Source organism: Methylorubrum zatmanii, assembly GCF_014845115.1.
Classification (GTDB): domain Bacteria; phylum Pseudomonadota; class Alphaproteobacteria; order Rhizobiales; family Beijerinckiaceae; genus Methylobacterium; species Methylobacterium zatmanii.
In genome coordinates this window covers 1-15,743 of the sequence record NZ_NKUI01000169.1, presented here as the reverse complement: position 1 = coordinate 15,743, position 15,743 = coordinate 1, and the positions used below count along the sequence as shown (strand labels likewise).

General features: G+C 68.7%; 15 protein-coding genes. 9 read left to right on the top strand and 6 right to left on the bottom strand.

The genetic code is table 11. The features are described from left to right. Positions 1-37: 37 nt before the first annotated feature. The 3 genes from tolR to MZTS_RS19190 form a co-directional block, all read right to left on the bottom strand. A complete protein-coding gene (gene tolR, locus MZTS_RS19200) occupies positions 38-499 on the bottom strand; it encodes a protein TolR (protein ID WP_192285044.1) in 462 nt (153 codons plus the stop codon). 87 nt (positions 500-586) lie between these two features. Next, positions 587-1,288: a MotA/TolQ/ExbB proton channel family protein gene (locus MZTS_RS19195; RefSeq protein WP_192285043.1), complete on the bottom strand. Its 702-nt coding sequence runs from the start codon at positions 1,286-1,288 to the stop codon at positions 587-589. Positions 1,289-1,373: 85 nt separating this feature from the next. Beyond that, positions 1,374-1,880 (bottom strand): Tat pathway signal protein, encoded by a 507-nt coding sequence (locus tag MZTS_RS19190; RefSeq protein ID WP_192285042.1) that lies wholly within the window; start codon positions 1,878-1,880, stop codon positions 1,374-1,376. A gap of 561 nt (positions 1,881-2,441) precedes the next feature. Between MZTS_RS19190 and MZTS_RS19185 the strand changes: the two genes are divergently transcribed. Both MZTS_RS19185 and MZTS_RS19180 read left to right on the top strand, forming a co-directional pair. After that, a complete protein-coding gene (locus tag MZTS_RS19185; RefSeq protein ID WP_192285041.1) occupies positions 2,442-2,873 on the top strand; it encodes an Hsp20 family protein in 432 nt (143 codons plus the stop codon). Between the two features lie 166 nt (positions 2,874-3,039). Continuing rightward, positions 3,040-3,327 (top strand): BQ00720 family protein, encoded by a 288-nt coding sequence (locus MZTS_RS19180; protein ID WP_192285040.1) that lies wholly within the window; start codon positions 3,040-3,042, stop codon positions 3,325-3,327. A 29-nt stretch (positions 3,328-3,356) separates the two neighbouring features. On the opposite strand, the gene MZTS_RS19175 is transcribed toward MZTS_RS19180, so the two are convergent. Further along, a complete protein-coding gene (locus MZTS_RS19175) occupies positions 3,357-4,142 on the bottom strand; it encodes an alpha/beta fold hydrolase (protein ID WP_192285039.1) in 786 nt (261 codons plus the stop codon). A 124-nt stretch (positions 4,143-4,266) separates the two neighbouring features. Between MZTS_RS19175 and MZTS_RS19170 the strand changes: the two genes are divergently transcribed. Both MZTS_RS19170 and infC read left to right on the top strand, forming a co-directional pair. Further along, on the top strand, positions 4,267-5,496 hold the full coding sequence (locus MZTS_RS19170) for a glycosyltransferase family 4 protein (protein ID WP_009866567.1): 1,230 nt from the start codon (positions 4,267-4,269) through the stop codon (positions 5,494-5,496). Positions 5,497-5,673: 177 nt separating this feature from the next. Then, positions 5,674-6,195: a translation initiation factor IF-3 gene (gene infC, locus MZTS_RS19165; protein WP_009866568.1), complete on the top strand. Its 522-nt coding sequence runs from the start codon at positions 5,674-5,676 to the stop codon at positions 6,193-6,195. A 141-nt stretch (positions 6,196-6,336) separates the two neighbouring features. On the opposite strand, the gene MZTS_RS19160 is transcribed toward infC, so the two are convergent. Together MZTS_RS19160 and MZTS_RS19155 are read right to left on the bottom strand one after the other, a co-directional pair. Beyond that, entirely contained in the window at positions 6,337-8,673 is a 2,337-nt protein-coding gene (locus MZTS_RS19160; RefSeq protein ID WP_192285037.1) for an amylo-alpha-1,6-glucosidase, read from the bottom strand. Between the two features lie 170 nt (positions 8,674-8,843). Next, the gene (locus tag MZTS_RS19155) at positions 8,844-9,977 is read right to left on the bottom strand and encodes a glycosyltransferase (RefSeq protein WP_192285036.1); all 1,134 of its coding nucleotides are present in this window, start codon (positions 9,975-9,977) and stop codon (positions 8,844-8,846) included. A 384-nt stretch (positions 9,978-10,361) separates the two neighbouring features. Here MZTS_RS19155 and rpmI point away from each other — a divergent pair, with 384 nt between their 5' ends. The 5 genes from rpmI (at position 10,362) to MZTS_RS19130 (ending at position 15,628) form a co-directional block, all read left to right on the top strand. Then, complete coding sequence (rpmI, locus tag MZTS_RS19150) at positions 10,362-10,565, top strand: 50S ribosomal protein L35 (protein WP_009863555.1); 204 nt, start codon at positions 10,362-10,364, stop codon at positions 10,563-10,565. A 53-nt stretch (positions 10,566-10,618) separates the two neighbouring features. Continuing rightward, complete coding sequence (gene rplT / locus MZTS_RS19145) at positions 10,619-10,984, top strand: 50S ribosomal protein L20 (protein ID WP_108939684.1); 366 nt, start codon at positions 10,619-10,621, stop codon at positions 10,982-10,984. Positions 10,985-11,151: 167 nt separating this feature from the next. Next, the gene (pheS, locus tag MZTS_RS19140; protein ID WP_192285035.1) at positions 11,152-12,234 is read left to right on the top strand and encodes a phenylalanine--tRNA ligase subunit alpha; all 1,083 of its coding nucleotides are present in this window, start codon (positions 11,152-11,154) and stop codon (positions 12,232-12,234) included. Positions 12,235-12,301: 67 nt separating this feature from the next. Next, entirely contained in the window at positions 12,302-14,725 is a 2,424-nt protein-coding gene (pheT, locus tag MZTS_RS19135; protein WP_192285034.1) for a phenylalanine--tRNA ligase subunit beta, read from the top strand. Between the two features lie 27 nt (positions 14,726-14,752). After that, entirely contained in the window at positions 14,753-15,628 is an 876-nt protein-coding gene (locus tag MZTS_RS19130) for a DUF1186 domain-containing protein (protein ID WP_192285033.1), read from the top strand. The last annotated feature ends 115 nt before the right edge of the window (positions 15,629-15,743 follow it).

Genomic DNA, 15,743 nt, shown 5'->3' with positions numbered 1-15,743 from the left:
GATCGCCCAGTCGGCGGGCATGGGAGCGGCCATGGGTTTAACGGCCCGTCCCTGCGGCGGGAGCGCCGCCCGCCGACTGGGCGATCAGCGAGACCTTGGTGAAGCCGGCTTGGCCGACGAGGCCCATCACTTCCATGATCTTGCCGTAGGGTACGTCCCGGTCGCCGCGTACCAGCACGACCTGTTCCGGATTCTCCGCCTTGAGCTGCTTCAGCCGCGGCAGGATCGTCTCCGGGGTGAAGCCGTCCTTGGCGATGAACGGGTTGCCGTCCTTGTCGATGGAGACTTCGAGCGGCTTCTGCGACTGCGCGACCTTGGCCGCGGTCGTCTTCGGCAATTGCACCGGCACGCCCGTCGTCATCAGCGGCGCGGCCACCATGAAGATGATCAGCAGCACCAGCATCACGTCGACCATCGGCGTGACGTTGATCTCGGACATCGGCGTGGCGTCGAGGCCGTCCTCGTCGTCGCTCGCCGAACGAACGGTTCCCATGGCCATGGCTTCGCCCTCCCGGGCGTCGGCGGCGGCCCGCCGGACGAAAGGCGGGCGCCGCAAAGGTTTCGGGGTTCGCGTGTGGAGAGGAGGCTACTCGGCAGCGGCGGCGCGGGCGTGGGGACCGCGGTCGCGGGCGAGGCGGTTGCCGAGCACCGCGATGCAGGACACGAAGCCCGATTGGACGCGGGCGACGTCGCCGGACAGCTTGTTGTAGGCCATGACCGCCGGGATCGCGACGACGAGGCCGATGGCGGTGGCGAACAGCGCCTCGGCGATGCCGGGGGCCACCACCGCGAGGCTGGTGTCCTGGCTCTTCGCGATCGACGAGAACGAGTTCATGATCCCCCAGACCGTGCCGAACAGGCCGACGAAGGGAGCGGTGGAGCCGGAGGTGGCCAGCAACGGCAGCCCGCCCTGAAGGCGCTTCACCTCGAGGCCGAGGGCGCCCTTCATGGCCCGCTCGATCCGCTCGCGGCGCTCGGCCCGGCTCTCGCTCGGATCCTGGTCGCGCCACGCGTCGAGCCCCGCCTTGACCACTTGGCCGGCGATGCCCTTCTGCTGGGTGTCGATGGTGCCTTCCGAGCGCACCATGGCGTCGAAGGCCTTGGCCTGCCGCTTGGCGGCGGACAGGCGCACGATCTTCTCGAACACGACAGTCCAGCAGGCGAGCGAGGCGATCACGAGGAGGATCATCACGCTTTTGACGATCGGATCGGCCTGAAGGAACAGGCCGATGAACGACATGTCGTGGGCTGTCGCGACGGCCTCAGCGGGCACGGATGTCGGATCCATGTGTTACTCCTCGTGGCTCGTTGTCTGTTCGCCGCCCCGGGCCGCCCGGCGGAGCCGGAACGGCGACGGGGCGGCCATGGCCGCCTCAGCGATCGAAGGCGGCGGAGGTCTTGGTGGCGGGCTCGATCCGCTCCAGGCAGGTCTCGCGGGTGGCGTCGCCGCCCTCGCAGGTCAGCACGTCGTTGAGCAGGAGGCGGCCGATCTTCGGGCAGGCGAGGCCGGCGAAGTCGAAGAGCCGCACCACGGTCTTCTTCTCCTGAACCGGGCCCAGCTCGACGGCGAGGCGCTTCTGGGCGACCCCCTCGGTATCGAAGGCGAAGAGATCGACCTTCAGGGATTTCAGCGCGGGCCCGCGGCTGTTGTCGACGAGCATGTAGGTGCGGCACGCTTCACCCGCCGGTTCGAGCCGGTTCAGCTCGATCTTCAGGGGCGCGGCCTCGGCCTTGGGAGAGGCGGCCTTGGGGGAGTCGGCTTTGGCGGCCGGCGCATTCTCCTGCGCCATCGCGGGCGAGACGATCAGCACGGCGGCCAGTGCGGCGCCCGCGACGAGGCGCCCTCCGATCCCACCGCGCACCGGCATTCCACGCCCCATTCCCCAGGCTCCCTGAATCACGACGATCCCGTCTCCCTCAAAGCGCGCCGCCCCGTTCGAGGGCGAACGACCCGGTCCGAATCACGGCTGGTCCCGCCCCGCGAAGGCTGGCGGGCGGCACTCCATGGCCGGACCACCGTGCCGCGATCTCCGGCCGCAGTTTGATGTGCGGATATGGCAAAGGTCACACCCGGCGCCCCCCACAGCACCGTGGCATGTTTCCGGGCGTGCCTAGCCGACAAGAGGGGTCCCAATCAAGGTTTGTTAAGAATTTCAGAGCAATTCCAAACTATTCGCGCCGCCATACTCGAAACGCCGCGGCCTTCCATTTCATCCCGTCTGATTTTGCCACTTTGTCCCGGCAGCTTGGTCCGGAGCGCTGGCACCACGGTCATCGCCGCACCATGGCCGCCTCCTCAGGGCGTCGGCACGCCGGATCTTGATCGGGCCGAAGGGAATTTCCATATCGGCTTCAGGAGCGCTGCCGCGAGGCGGGCTCGTGACCGCGAGGTGCCGCAAGGGGCTCGTCCCCGCAGGGCCTTGCCGGAGGTTTGAGTGACGATGACGCGGCCTTCCCCATTCGGGTACCCGTTTCTGCTCGGCTTCGACGAGATCGAGCAGGCCCTCGACCGCGTGTCGAAGGCCGCGAGTGACGGTTACCCGCCCTACAATATCGAACGTGTCGCCCGCAGCGAAAACGAGCCTGACCGGCTTCGCATTACGCTGGCGGTGGCCGGTTTTACGCAGGACCAGCTCGACGTCTCCCTTGAGGAGAGCCAGTTGGTGGTGCGGGGCCGGCAGATCGACGACAAATCCCGCCAGTTCCTGCATCGCGGCATTGCCGCTCGGCAGTTCCAGCGGGCCTTTCTCCTGGCGGACGGGATGGAGGTCCTGGGCGCGGAGTTGTCGAACGGGCTCCTGTCGATCGATCTCGTGCGCCCGGAGCCGGAACGCATCGTGCGCAAGATCGCCATCGCCGCCAAGGATCCCTGACAAGGATCCCTGGCCGGCATCCGTGAACGGGCTGCGATCGGACCGCGGCAATGCACCACGGGCCGCTCCCCATCGTTGCCTCGACCCCATCCCCATCCGGGTTTGTCGCCGCCGATGTGCGGGACCATATCCGGCTCAACGCTCTGCCTCGGAAGGAGGGCATTCCATGACCACCACCGTGACCGACATCGCTACCACCGATCTGACCGTCGAGGCTCCCGCCATCGAGCCGGCCGAGCTCGCCGCCCTGGGCGAGGGCCACATCGCCTATGTCCGGCCGATCCGCTCCGACGAGGTGCGCAGCCTGTTTCCGCAGGCCCCGGAGATGAGCCCGGGCCTCGACCTGTTCGCGCTGCTCTCGGCCAGCGGTTCGCCGATCCTGCTCACCGATTCCCGCGAGGTCGCCGTGGCCAACGCCATGGCCCACCAGCTCTTCCCGGTGAGCCTGCACTAAAACGGTCCCGGCGGGCCGGGGCGGGGGCTTCAGGCCATCGCCTCGACCGTCCTGACCAGGAGGGCGACGTCCTCCGGGCGGGACAGGCGATGATCGCCGTCCTTGATCAGCGTCAGCATCGATCCTGGCGCCGGCAGGCGCTCCAGAATGCGCAGGGCATGGCCGTAAGGTACGTCCGGGTCGGCCATGCCCTGAAGGATATGGACCGGGCAGCCCGGCTCCAGCGGCGCGTCCAGCAGCAGATGGCGCCGGCCATCCTCGATCAGCGCCATGCGGATCGGGTCGGGCTCCGGGGCGTAGGGCGTCGGGCGGTACCAGACGCCGTCCCGCTCCAGGGTCTCGCGGATCTCCGGCGGGAACGAGGCCCACATCAGCGCCTCGGTGAAATCGAGGGCCGGGGCGATCAGCACCATCCCGCCGAGGCGCGAGGATCGCCGCGCCCGCTCCCGGGCGACGAGGCAGGCGATCCAGCCGCCCATGGAGGAACCGACGAGGATCGGCCGCTCATCCGCGAAATGCTCGATCACGCTCATCGCGTCGGCGAACCAATCCGAGATCGTGCCGTCCTCGAAGCGCCCCTCGGACTCGCCATGCCCGGAATAGTCGAACCGGACCATGCGCCGGCCCCGGCTTGCGGCCCAGGCATCGAGGGCGGCGGCCTTGGTGGCCCGCATGTCCGAGCGGAAGCCGCCGAGCCAGACCACCGGCGGTCCCTCCCCCTCCCGGACCCGCACCGCGAGGCGACGCGGGGAAGGGCCGCCGAGCACGTGAAAGGTAACGGGCGGTTCGCCCGGCGACGTTTCCGAAAGAGCCACCTGCGTCGAAATCCTGTGATTCTGAAACAAGCCAGCGACGCTTCGTTTACCGAACCGTAAAACCGCAGGACGATCCTTACCCCATGACCATGTTTCGAGCGACCGTCCCGCCGCGGGTGCCGCGATGACCGGAGGCAGCCCGTCCGGCGGCCCCGTGCGCTCGTCCGAGACCTCGCCGCTGGCGGGCGTCACGGTGCTTCAGATCATCCCGGCCCTGGAGGCGGGGGGCGCCGAGCGCACCACCGTCGACGTGGCCGCCGCCCTGGCCGAGGCCGGGGCGCGGCCCCTGGTGGCGACCGAGGGCGGGCGCCTCGTCGGCGAATTGCAGGCCAAGGGCGGCATCTGGGTGCCGTTCCCGGCCAACACCAAGAACCCGCTGGCCATGGCCCTCAACGTCGAGCGTCTCGCGCGGCTCTGCCGCCGGGAAGGTGTGCAGATCCTGCACGCCCGCTCCCGCGCCCCGGCCTGGGTGGCGCTGGGCGCGGCGCGGCGCCTGAAGATCCCGTTCGTGACGACCTATCACGGCAGCTATTCGGGCCGGACCGGCGTCAAGATCCTCTACAATTCGGTGATGGCGCGGGGCGACGTCGTGATTGCCAACTCGCACTACACCGCCGACCTGATCCGCCGGGCCCATCCCGAGCAGGCGGGGGACCGGATCACCGTGATCCATCGCGGCACAGATCTCTCGGTCTTCACGCCCTCGGCGGTGGCGCCGGCCCGGGTCGAGAGCCTGAGACGGGCCTGGAACGTCGCGCCGCACGAGCGGGTGGTGCTGCTCGCCGCCCGGCTGACCGCCTGGAAGGGACAGCGCGTGCTGATCCAGGCGGCGGCCCGCCTGCGCGACCTCGGCGTCCCGGACCTCGCCGTGGTGCTCGCGGGCGACCCGCAGGGGCGGACGAATTACGAGCGCGAACTCGACGCCCTGATCGAGGCGTTGAACCTGAAGGGAATCGTGCGCCGGGTCGGCCATTGCACCGACATGCCGGCAGCCTTCCGCGCGGCCGCGGTCGTGGCCGTTCCCTCGGTGGAGCCCGAGGCGTTCGGGCGCTCGGCGGTCGAGGCGCAGGCGCTCGGCATCCCCGTGGTCGTCTCGAATCTCGGGGCCGTGCCGGAAACGGTCCTGGCGCCGCCCGATGTCGATCCCGCCCAGCGCACCGGCTGGCGGGTGCCGCCCGGGGACGCGGCAGCCCTGGCCGAGGCGCTGAAGGAGGCGCTGTCGCTCGGGGCCAGCGCCCGCGATGCCCTGGCCCGCCGGGCCCAGGGGCATGTCGAGGCGCATTTCTCCCTCGATCGCATGATCGCCGGGACCCTGACCGTCTATGCCGACCTGCTGAATCGGAGCGGCACGTGACAGAGATGAACCTCCGGCCGTTCCGCGAGTTGACTCGGCAAGAAGATTTGCCAAGTTAGAGCGTCCGGCCGAGCCGGATCAATCGGTGGCCGGGGCTCGCCAGACAGGGCGGCTCTTCAGGCTGCCGTTTTGTCGTTGATACAGGAGAACTGAGCCATTCGCAGACCAATGAGAGCCATGCCGGCCCCGCAGAAGGACGGGCCGCGCGCAAACCGGGACATCCGCGGCGTCCGCGAAGTCCAGCTCATCGACCAAGAGGGTCAGAACCGGGGCGTCGTGCCCTTCTTCGACGCTTTGGCGATGGCTGAGGAAGCGGGCCTCGACCTCGTCGAGATCGCGCCGAACTCTGTGCCTCCCGTCTGCAAGTTCCTCGATTACGGGCGCTTCCGCTTCAACGAACAGAAGAAGCAGAACGAGGCCCGCAAGCGGCAGAAGACGGTCGAGGTGAAGGAGATCAAGCTCCGCCCCGGCATCGACAAGCACGACTACGAGGTGAAGATGAAGGCCGTGCAGCGGTTCTTCGAGGAAGGCGACAAGGTCAAGGTCACCCTCCGCTTCCGTGGCCGTGAGATCGCCCACCAGGATATCGGCCTCCGGCTTCTGGAACGCGTGAAGCAGGAGACCCAGGAGATCGCCAAGGTCGAGAGCGAGCCGATGCTCGAAGGCCGCCAGATGATCATGATCCTGGCGCCGCGCTGAACCGTTTCGATTGTTCCGCACGCCGCGCGGAAAAGGCTCGTCTGCAAATGCGCTGCTCCCATGGGAGCGGCGCATTTTTCGTTGGTGAAGCGGACGGCCTCGAACGCGGAAGCGAGAGGCCGCCCGACGCTTTCGGAATCCCTATTTCAGCATCGAGATCTGCACGTCGCCGACGCGCCGGGTCACCGCCACCGTCACGTCGTCGCCATGGCGGTGCAGGCGGATATCGGCGCGCGACTGGCCGAGCTTGAGGTTGAACAGCTCCACCCCTTCGAGGAAGCGCGGCAGGATCGGATTGCGGAAACGGATCCGGTTGCGGGCATGGTCGAGTTCGAGGCCGAGGCAGGCCGCCAGGAAGGCAAAGGGGGCCGCCGCCGCCCAGGCCTGCGGTGAGCAGGCCACGGGGTAGCTCACCGGCCCGCGCTGGCGGCGGCGCATGAAGCCGCAGAACAGCTCCGGCAGGCGCTTCTGGTCGTAGTAGAGGGTGGTGTCGAACATCCCCTGGAACACCCGCGCCGCCTCGTCCTTGAGGCCGTAACGGGCCAGCCCGAGGGCGCAGATCGCGTTGTCGTGCGGCCAGACCGAGCCGTTGTGGTAGGACATCGGATTGTAGCGCGCCTCGCCCTTGGCGATGGTGCGGATGCCCCAGCCATTGAACCCGTCATTGGACAGGAGCTGGGCCGCGACGCGGGGCGCCCGCTCCGGCAACGCGATGTCGGTGAACAGGGCGTGCCCGGTATTGGAGGATCGCACGGCGCATTGCCGCTTCTGGCCGTCGAGGGCCAGGGCGTAGGTGCCGATCTCCTCGCACCAGAACGCCTTATCGAAGTTTTCGCGCAGGGTGTTGGCCTGCCCCGTCAGGCGGACGGACAGGTCGTCCTCGCCCAACAGGCTGGCGAGCCGGGCCGCGCCGCGCTTGGCGGCATAGACGTAGCCCTGCACCTCGCACAGCGCGATCGGCCCCTTGGCCATGGCCCCGTCGGCGTGGAAGATCGAGTCGTAGCTGTCCTTCCAGCCCTGGTTGGCCAAGCCCTGCTCGGTCTCGCGGGCATATTCCACGAAGCCGTCGCCATCCCGGTCGCCGTAGGTGTCGATCCAGTCGAGCGAGAGCTTCAATTGCGGCCAGATCGCCCGGATCGTGTCGAGGTCGCCGGTGACCTCGTAATATTGCGAGGCCAGCATCACGAAGAGCGGCGTGCCGTCGATGGTGCCGTAATAGTGGCGGAACGGCACCTCGCCGAGCATCGCCATCTCGCCGCGACGGGTTTCGTGGAGCACCTTGCCGGGCTGGGCATCCGCCGCCGGATCGACCTCCTTGGCCTGCGTGGCGGCGAGGAAGCGCAGCACGCCCTTGCCGAAATTCGGGTCGATCCAGAGCGCCATCATCGCCGTGATGATGCCGTCGCGCCCGAACACCGTGGAGTACCAGGGGATGCCGGCGAAGGGGTAGACGCCTTCCTGCGTCCGGGTCGCCAGCATGTAGAGATCGGCGGTGGCCCGGCAGAGCCCCTCGTTGAACTGATCGTTCGAGGAGATGATCGTGGTGATGCCGGCGGTGAGCTGGCGCAGGTCGCGCCGGTTGTCGCGGTAGGCGCGGGCGAAGATGCGCCCCTCGCCCAAACCGCGCTCGGGCTGGTCGGCGAGGCTGCCCGCCGCCCGCGAGAGCGCCGCGGCGGCCGCCTCGCCGGCTTTCTCCGGCCCCGGCGCGCTGGTGAAGGCGCGGTGCGACTGGCAGACCACGCGGATGAACAGCGAGGTGTGGGCGCCCGGCTTCAGATCGACCACGAACTCCGCCTTGCCCGGTTCGAGCCGATGCGGCTTCGGCCCGAAATGCACCGAGGTGGTGCGCACGATCTCGTCGAGGCCGGCATAGCGGAATTGCACCTCGGTCTCGCTGCGCCGCTCCACCGTGCGCCTGCCCCGATTCGTGCGGTCGGAGCCGCGCACCTCGAACAGGTCGCGGTAATCGGCATCGAAGCTGATGCCGATGCGCAGGCGGCGGCGGCGGGTATCGTAGTTGCGCAGGCCGATCCGGTCGTAGCAGGCGCCCTTGAACAGGAACTTGGTGCGCTCGATGGCGATCAGCTCGCGGGGGATCGTGGTCTCGTCATCGGCGTCGAGCCGGATGTCGGGGGTGGTGAGGTCGACGCTCAACGCCCCGTTGTCGTCCTGCATGGCCGAGGACAGCATCATCGGCCGCTGATCCTCGACCGTCAGCGCGAGGCGCGAGAGATAGCGCGTATCCTGGAAATAGAGGCCCTCCGGCCCGGGGTACCAGCCGATGTCGCCGTAGCTGTCGAGCACGGCGAAGGCCTCGCCGTATTTGAGGGCGCGCAGGGGGCGCTCCACCAGCGAGGCCTGCGCCTCGATATGGTATTGCGGCAGGTGCTCGTCGGCGTCCTGGAGCCCGAGTTTCGGCGCCGTCCGCTCCTCGGTGGTGTCGGCGTGGATATGGGCTGCGTCGTCCTGTGCCGCCATGCGAAGCGCCTTCTGCCTTGATCCGATGGGAGCCTGTTTTTGACCCAAAAGGCTCGCAAATCGAGGGCCACCGGCCGCGTCGAGGCGGCCGGTGGCCCTGGTCGGGATCGTTCAGTTAAGGCGCCCGGCCGGCCCCGGCGAGGGGCCGGCGGAGACTTTCCGCGATGGCGTCAGGCCGGCATCGCCGCGACGTGGATCGGGTTGTGGGCAGTGCCGTTCAGCTCACCGTACTGGGGCGAGAAGGCGCCCGCCGACGGCATCGCGATCACGTTTCCCTGGCCGGCCAGCAGCTGCTCGTAGGCAGAGACGTACTTGCGCACCATCACCTCCGCCGTGAAGCGGCCCTCGAAATGGCCGCGCACGCCGGCGCGGGGCAGATCGCGCACCTTGCGGCAGGCCTCGACCGCCTCGTCCATCGAGTTGACGATGTAGCCGCTGACGCCGTCCTTGATCACTTCCGGCACGGAGCCGTTGCCGAAGGCGATCACCGGGGTGCCGGCCGACATCGCCTCGATCATCACCAGGCCGAAGGGCTCCGGCCAATCGATCGGGAAGGCGAGCGCCAGGGCGTTGCCGAGGAAGTCCTTCTTCTGCTCCTCGTTGATCTCGCCGATATACTCGACCAGCGGATGATGAATCATCGGCTCGATGGTCTCGTCCCAGTATTCCTGATCCGCCTTGTCGACCTTGGCGGCGATCTTCAGCGGGGTGCCGGAGCGGATCGCCATCTCGATCGCCCGGTCGGGGCGCTTCTCGGGCGAGATCCGGCCGAGGAAGGCGAGATAGCCGCCCTTGGCCTCCGGGTAATACGGGCAGTTCTCCTTGGGCAGACCGTGATGGATCGTGGCCAGCCAGTTGGAATTCTCCGGCATCGGCGCGCGCTGGTTGTCCGAGATCGAGACCAGCGGCATACCGGTGAAGGTGTTGTAGACCGGCATGAAGTCCGGCACGTCCAGGCGACCATGCATGGTCGTCAGGCACTTGTGATAGAGGTCTTCGAACATCGGATACTGCAAGAGATCGATGTGGAAGTGGATGATGTCGAACTCATGCGCCCGGCGATGCACATGGTGCAGCATCGCGAGATGTCCTGCGGTGTGATCACGGTAGCCGAGAAGGCGCAGGCCCTCCGGATGGCACGCCGCCAGCTTGGCCGACGTCTTGGAATCGCCGCTGGCGAACAAGGTCACGTCATGACCTTGGCGGACGAGTTCTTCCGTGATCCATGACACGACACGCTCGGTGCCGCCGTAGAACTTCGGCGGCACGGCTTCCGCGAGCGGGGCAACCTGGGCAATGCGCACGAAGACGTCTCCTGTGAACCGGAATAGGGATGTTGGAGAGACTCATTACCGACGCGGCCTGAGCGGGACATGAACGAAACCGACGGCCAAGGTTTCTGGTTCCGCCGGCCCCCTGGGGCGAAGGCCAGTCTTTGCAAGCCCGTCGCATGTCGGGTTTCCACACCTGTCAGCATCCCTGCGGAACGGCGTGGGACAGGCCGGTCGCGGGGCGGCGGGCGCCCCTTCGGTGCGGTCGATTGAAACCCTGCAAAGTTTCTGTCATAAGCCGCCCGCGTTGAACCGCCCGGCCGATCGGGCTGCCGTGGCGGTTCCCGTTGCTCCAGCAGCATTCAAGCGCGAGGCACCGGCCGCCGGCCGGATCGCTGTCGCGTTCAGGAGAGCCAAATGCCCAAGCTGAAGACGAAATCGGGCGCCAAGAAGCGCTTCAAGGTTACCGGCACCGGCAAGGTGGTCTACGCCCAGGCCGGCAAGCGCCACGGGATGATCAAGCGGACCAACAAGCAGATCCGCAACCTGCGCGGCACGACGACCCTGTTCGAGGGCGATGCCGCCAACGTGAAGAAGTACTTCCTGCCGAACCAGCGGTAAGTTCTTCAACCCCCTCGCGATCTGTTTTGTTTTAAAGCTCCAGGAGATCTCCCATGGCCCGCGTCAAGCGCGGCGTGACCAGTCACGCGAAGCACAAGAAGGTTCTGAAGGCCGCCAAGGGCTATTACGGCCGGCGCAAGAATACGATCCGCATCGCCAAGCAGGCGGTGGAGAAGGGTCTGCAATACGCCTACCGCGACCGCAAGAACAAGAAGCGCACCTTCCGCGCCCTCTGGATCCAGCGGCTCAACGCGGCGGTGCGCGAGCATGGCCTGACCTATTCCCGCTTCATCGATGCCCTGGCCAAGTCTGGCATCCAGGTGGACCGCAAGGCGCTCTCCGAGCTCGCCATCCACGAGCCGGCCGCCTTCGCCGCCGTCGTCGAGAAGGCGAAGTCGGCCCTGCCGAAGGCCGCCTGATCGCTCCGCCCCGGCGGAACGCTCGAAGCTTCAAGAAGGCGCGGCGCAATCAAGGGCGCCGCGCCTTCTTCGTTTTTGGACCTGCCGCGGCCTTGGGAGGCTTGCGGGATCACGGGCGACGCGCAAAAGCAGCCCGCGCGGCGTGCGGCGCCGAGTGCAAGGACGGAATGATGGATCTCGACGCTCTCGAACGCGACCTTCTCGGGCAGATCGAGCAGGCGGGGGACGAGGCCGGCCTTGAGGCCCTGCGCGTCTCGGCGCTCGGCAAGAAGGGCAGCGTCTCCGAACTGCTCAAGACGCTCGGCACGATGACGCCGGACGAGCGGCGCGAGCGCGGCCCCCTCATCAACGGCCTGCGCGACCGGGTTCAGGGCGCGATCCTCGCCAAGCGCGAGGCGCTGGCGCAGGCGGCCCTCGACGCGCGGCTGGCCGCCGAGCGGATCGACGTGACGCTGCCCCTGCGCGAGGCGCCGGAGATCCGCGGCCGCATCCACCCGATCAGCCAGGTGATCGAGGAGATCACCGCGATCTTCGCCGATCTCGGCTTCTCGGTGGCGGAGGGGCCGGACATCGAGACCGACGAGCTGAACTTCACCGCGCTCAACTTCCCCGAGGGCCATCCGGCCCGGGAGATGCACGACACGTTCTTCCTCGCCCCCGACCATCTCGGCCGGCGCAAGCTCCTGCGCACCCATACCTCGCCGGTGCAGGTGCGGACCATGCGCGCCAAGCAGCCGCCGATCCGGGTGATCATGCCCGGCCGGACCTACCGGCACGATTCCGACCAGACCCACACCCCGATGTTCCATCAGGTCGAGGGCCTCGTCATCGACCGCTCGGCCAACATCGCCAACCTCAAATGGGTGCTGGAATCGTTCTGCCGCGCCTTCTTCGAGGTCGAGGGCGTGACGATGCGCTTCCGCCCCTCGTTCTTCCCCTTCACCGAGCCCTCGGCGGAAGTGGACATCCAGTGCTCGCGCAAGGGCGGGGAGTTGCGCTTCGGCGAGGGCACCGACTGGCTGGAGATCCTCGGCTGCGGCATGGTGCACCCGAACGTGCTGCGCAGCGGCGGCCTCGACCCGGATCAGGTCCAGGGCTTCGCCTTCGGCATGGGCATCGACCGTCTCGCCATGCTCAAATACGGCATGCCGGACCTGCGCCCCTTCTTCGAGGCCGATGTGCGCTGGCTGGAGCATTACGGCTTCCGGCCGATCGACGTGCCGAGCCTCGTCGGCGGGCTGACCGCCTGAGGTCCGCCACCCCGGTTTTCGATCCCGGCCGGGCCCGCGTCGGCGGCGGCCGTGAGGATGTTTTGACATGAAATTCACCCTCTCCTGGCTGAAAGACCACCTCGACACCGAGGCCTCGCTCGACGCGATCGCCGAGACGCTCACGCGGATCGGCCTCGAGGTCGAGGGAATCGAGGACAAGGCTGCGGCCCTGCGCCCCTATGTCATCGCCAAGGTGATCTCGGCCGAGCAGCACCCGAATGCCGACCGTCTGCGGGTCTGCTCGGTCGATGCCGGCGACGGCCAGCCGCTTCAGGTCGTGTGCGGCGCGCCGAACGCGCGGACCGGCATGCTCTCGGTCTTCGCGCCCCCCGGCACCTACGTGCCGGGCAAGAACATCACCCTGTCGGTCGGCACGATTCGCGGCGTCGAGAGCCGCGGCATGCTCTGCTCGGGCGCGGAGCTGGGCCTCAGCGAGGACCATGACGGCATCCTCGACCTGCCCGCCGACGCGCCGGTCGGCACGCCCTACGCCCTCTGGGCCGGGCTCGACGATCCGGTGATCGAGATCAACCTGACGCCGAACCGCTCGGATTGCGCCTCGATCCACGGCATCGCCCGGGATCTCGCCGCCACAGGCATCGGCACCCTCAAGCGCGAACCGCTGCCGCCGGTGCGGGGCGAGGGCCCCGGCCCGGCCCCGGTCACGCTCAGCTTCGATGCGCATGACAAGGATCTGTGCCCGCTCTTCGCCCTCCGCCTCGTGCGCGGCGTGACGAACGGCCCCTCGCCAGAGTGGATGCAGAAGCGCCTGCGGGCGATCGGCCTGCGCCCGATCAACGCGCTCGTCGACATCACCAACTACATGACCTTCGACCGCGGCCGGCCGCTGCACGTGTTCGACGCCAACAAGGTCGTCGGCGGCCTGACCGTCCGCCGGGCGGAAGACGGCGAAAGCCTCGTGGCACTGGACGGCAAGACCTACCGCCTCGATTCCGACGCGGTGGTGATCGCCGACGGCAACGGCGTCGAGTCGATTGCCGGCATCATCGGCGGGCAGGCCTCGGGCTGCGACGAGACCACCACCGACGTGCTGATCGAATCGGCGCTCTGGGATCCGCGCAACATCGCCCGCACCGGCCGGCGCCTCGGCGTCGTCACCGATGCGCGCTACCGCTTCGAGCGCGGCGTCGACCCCGCCTTCGCCCTGCCGGGGCTCGACCTCGCCACCCGCCTCGTGGTCGATCTGTGCGGCGGCACGCCGAGCGAGGCCACCATCGCCGGCGAGGTGCCGGAGCTGTCGCACATCATCGACTTCCCCTGGACCGAGGTGCGGCGCTTGGCCGGCATCGAGCTGTCGCGGGTCGAGATGAAGGTGACGCTCGAATCCCTCGGCTTCCACATCTCCGGCTCGGGAGACCGGGTGAAGGTGCTGCCGCCGTCCTGGCGTCCGGACGTGGAGGGCAAGGCCGACCTCGTCGAGGAGATCGTGCGCATCGCCGGCCTCGACCGGATCGAGCCCAAGCCCCTGGCCCGGGCCGAGGCCGCCCCGGTCGAGCCGATGCTGACGGTGCTGCAGCGGCGCGGCCGGCTCGCCCGGCGGGCGCTGGCCAGCCGCGGCCTGCTGGAGGCGGTGACCTACTCCTTCATCGCCAAGGAGGATGCGGTTCTGTTCGGCGGTGGCAAGGCGGATCTCGCCCTCGCCAACCCCATCGCCGCCGACCTCTCCGACATGCGCCCGAGCCTCGTTCCGGGCCTGCTGCGGGCGGCCCAGCGCAATGCCGATCGCGGCTTCCCGGATACCGCCCTGTTCGAGGTCGGCCAGTGCTTCGCCAGCGACGAGCCGGAGGGCCAATCCCTGCGCGCCGCCGGCCTGCGCCGTGGCACCGCCCGCCATGCCGGTGCCGGACGTCACTGGAGCGGGACGGCGGAAGCCGTCGATGCCTTCGAGGCCAAGGCCGACGCCCTGGCGCTGCTGGCGGCGCTCGGCGTCCCGACCGGCGGGCTGCAGATCGTGGCCGGCGGCCCCGACTGGCTGCATCCCGGCCGCTCCGGCACGCTGCAATTCGGGCCGAAGAACGTCGTCGGCTCTTTCGGCGAGCTGCATCCGCGGCTCCTGAAGGCGATGGACCTGAAGGGCACCCTGGCGGCCTTCGAGATCACCCTCGATGCGCTGCCGCTGCCCCGCCACAAGCCGACCAAGGCCAAGCCGGCGCTCGCGCTCTCCGACCTCCAGGCGATCTCCCGCGACTTCGCCTTCGTCGTCCCCCGCGACGTGGCCGCCGCCGATATCCTGAAGGCGGCGCAGGGCGCCGAGCGCAAGCTGATCACCGGCGTGGAGGTGTTCGACCTTTACGAGGGCGCCGGCATCCCGGACGGGGCGAAGTCGGTCGCCGTCGCGGTGCGGCTGCAGCCGGCGGAGCGCACGCTCACCGATGCGGAGATCGAGGCGGTGAGCGCCAAGATCGTCGCCGAAGTGTCGAAGAAGACCGGCGCGACGCTCCGGTCCTGATCGAACCCGACCCAGGGAGGGGCGGCCATGGATGCGGATCTCGTCGCGGTTCTCCGGCAAGAGAATCACCTTCCGGCCGAGGCGCTGAAGCGGGCTGCCTCGACTCCCGAGGCGGTCGCCGAGCCGGTGCTCGCCCTGCTGGAGCGGGCGGCGGAGGATGCCGAGGCGATCGAGGACGAGGAGGTCAACCTGCTGTTCTGGGGCCTGCATGCCCTGGCCGCGGCACGCGACACCCGCGTCTTCCCGCCCCTGATGCGGCTGCTGCATCAGGACGGGGAGGCGGTGGAGGGGCTTCTCGGCGACGGCATCACCGAGACCCTGTCACCGGTCATCGCCTCGACCTTCGACGGTGAGACCGGCACGCTGGCCCGGCTAATCCTCGACAGCACCGCCGACGATTTCGTGCGCGGCGCGGCCTTCAGCGCCCTCGGCTTCCTGACGCGGCAGGGCCGGATTTCCAGGCAGGAGGCGGAAACCCTGCTCGTGCGCTTCGACGACGCGCGCGCGGCGGTGGAGGAAGGACCGGCCTGGACCGCCTGGGAGGAGACGATCGCCTATCTCGGGTTGGTCGGCCTCGCGCCCCGGGTGGAGGCGGCCCGGCGGGACGGTCGCATCACCGACGAGTTCAGCGACCTGCCGTGGTTCCGCAAGGCGCTCAGGCAGGCTTCCGCCGAGCCGCCGGACCTCAGCGCCTTCGATACCCGCCACTACGGCTATCTCGACGATCCGGTGGCGGCGTTGGACTGGACAGCGGAATCCTACGGCCAGCCGGTCAAGAACCCGTTCAAGGATGTCGGCCGCAACGATCCCTGCCCCTGCGGCTCGGGCAGGAAGTACAAGAAGTGCTGTCTCAACGCGGCGGAGGCGAAGCCTGCGCCGGTGCGTCTGCCGGGCCTGTCCTGACGCCCGAGCCGTTCAGCGGATTGTCCGGATCCCAGGCATAGGCCAGCGTCTCGAAGCGCATCGAGCGGGCATCGACCATGAGCAGCCGCCCGACCAGCGGCTCGCCGAAGCCGGC

What these genes read in the sequence shown, in the direction of transcription:
- pheS (WP_192285035.1), top strand. Translation starts at nt 11,152, where the DNA reads ATGATGGATCTCGACGCTCTCGAACGCGACCTTCTCGGGCAGATCGAG.
- MZTS_RS19180 (WP_192285040.1), top strand. Translation starts at nt 3,040, where the DNA reads ATGACCACCACCGTGACCGACATCGCTACCACCGATCTGACCGTCGAG.
- MZTS_RS19190 (WP_192285042.1), bottom strand. Translation starts at nt 1,880, where the DNA reads ATGGGGCGTGGAATGCCGGTGCGCGGTGGGATCGGAGGGCGCCTCGTC.
- MZTS_RS19160 (WP_192285037.1), bottom strand. Translation starts at nt 8,673, where the DNA reads ATGGCGGCACAGGACGACGCAGCCCATATCCACGCCGACACCACCGAG.
- MZTS_RS19195 (WP_192285043.1), bottom strand. Translation starts at nt 1,288, where the DNA reads ATGGATCCGACATCCGTGCCCGCTGAGGCCGTCGCGACAGCCCACGAC.
- MZTS_RS19170 (WP_009866567.1), top strand. Translation starts at nt 4,267, where the DNA reads ATGACCGGAGGCAGCCCGTCCGGCGGCCCCGTGCGCTCGTCCGAGACC.
- pheT (WP_192285034.1), top strand. Translation starts at nt 12,302, where the DNA reads ATGAAATTCACCCTCTCCTGGCTGAAAGACCACCTCGACACCGAGGCC.
- tolR (WP_192285044.1), bottom strand. Translation starts at nt 499, where the DNA reads ATGGCCATGGGAACCGTTCGTTCGGCGAGCGACGACGAGGACGGCCTC.
- rpmI (WP_009863555.1), top strand. Translation starts at nt 10,362, where the DNA reads ATGCCCAAGCTGAAGACGAAATCGGGCGCCAAGAAGCGCTTCAAGGTT.
- rplT (WP_108939684.1), top strand. Translation starts at nt 10,619, where the DNA reads ATGGCCCGCGTCAAGCGCGGCGTGACCAGTCACGCGAAGCACAAGAAG.
- MZTS_RS19185 (WP_192285041.1), top strand. Translation starts at nt 2,442, where the DNA reads ATGACGCGGCCTTCCCCATTCGGGTACCCGTTTCTGCTCGGCTTCGAC.
- infC (WP_009866568.1), top strand. Translation starts at nt 5,674, where the DNA reads ATGCCGGCCCCGCAGAAGGACGGGCCGCGCGCAAACCGGGACATCCGC.
- MZTS_RS19130 (WP_192285033.1), top strand. Translation starts at nt 14,753, where the DNA reads ATGGATGCGGATCTCGTCGCGGTTCTCCGGCAAGAGAATCACCTTCCG.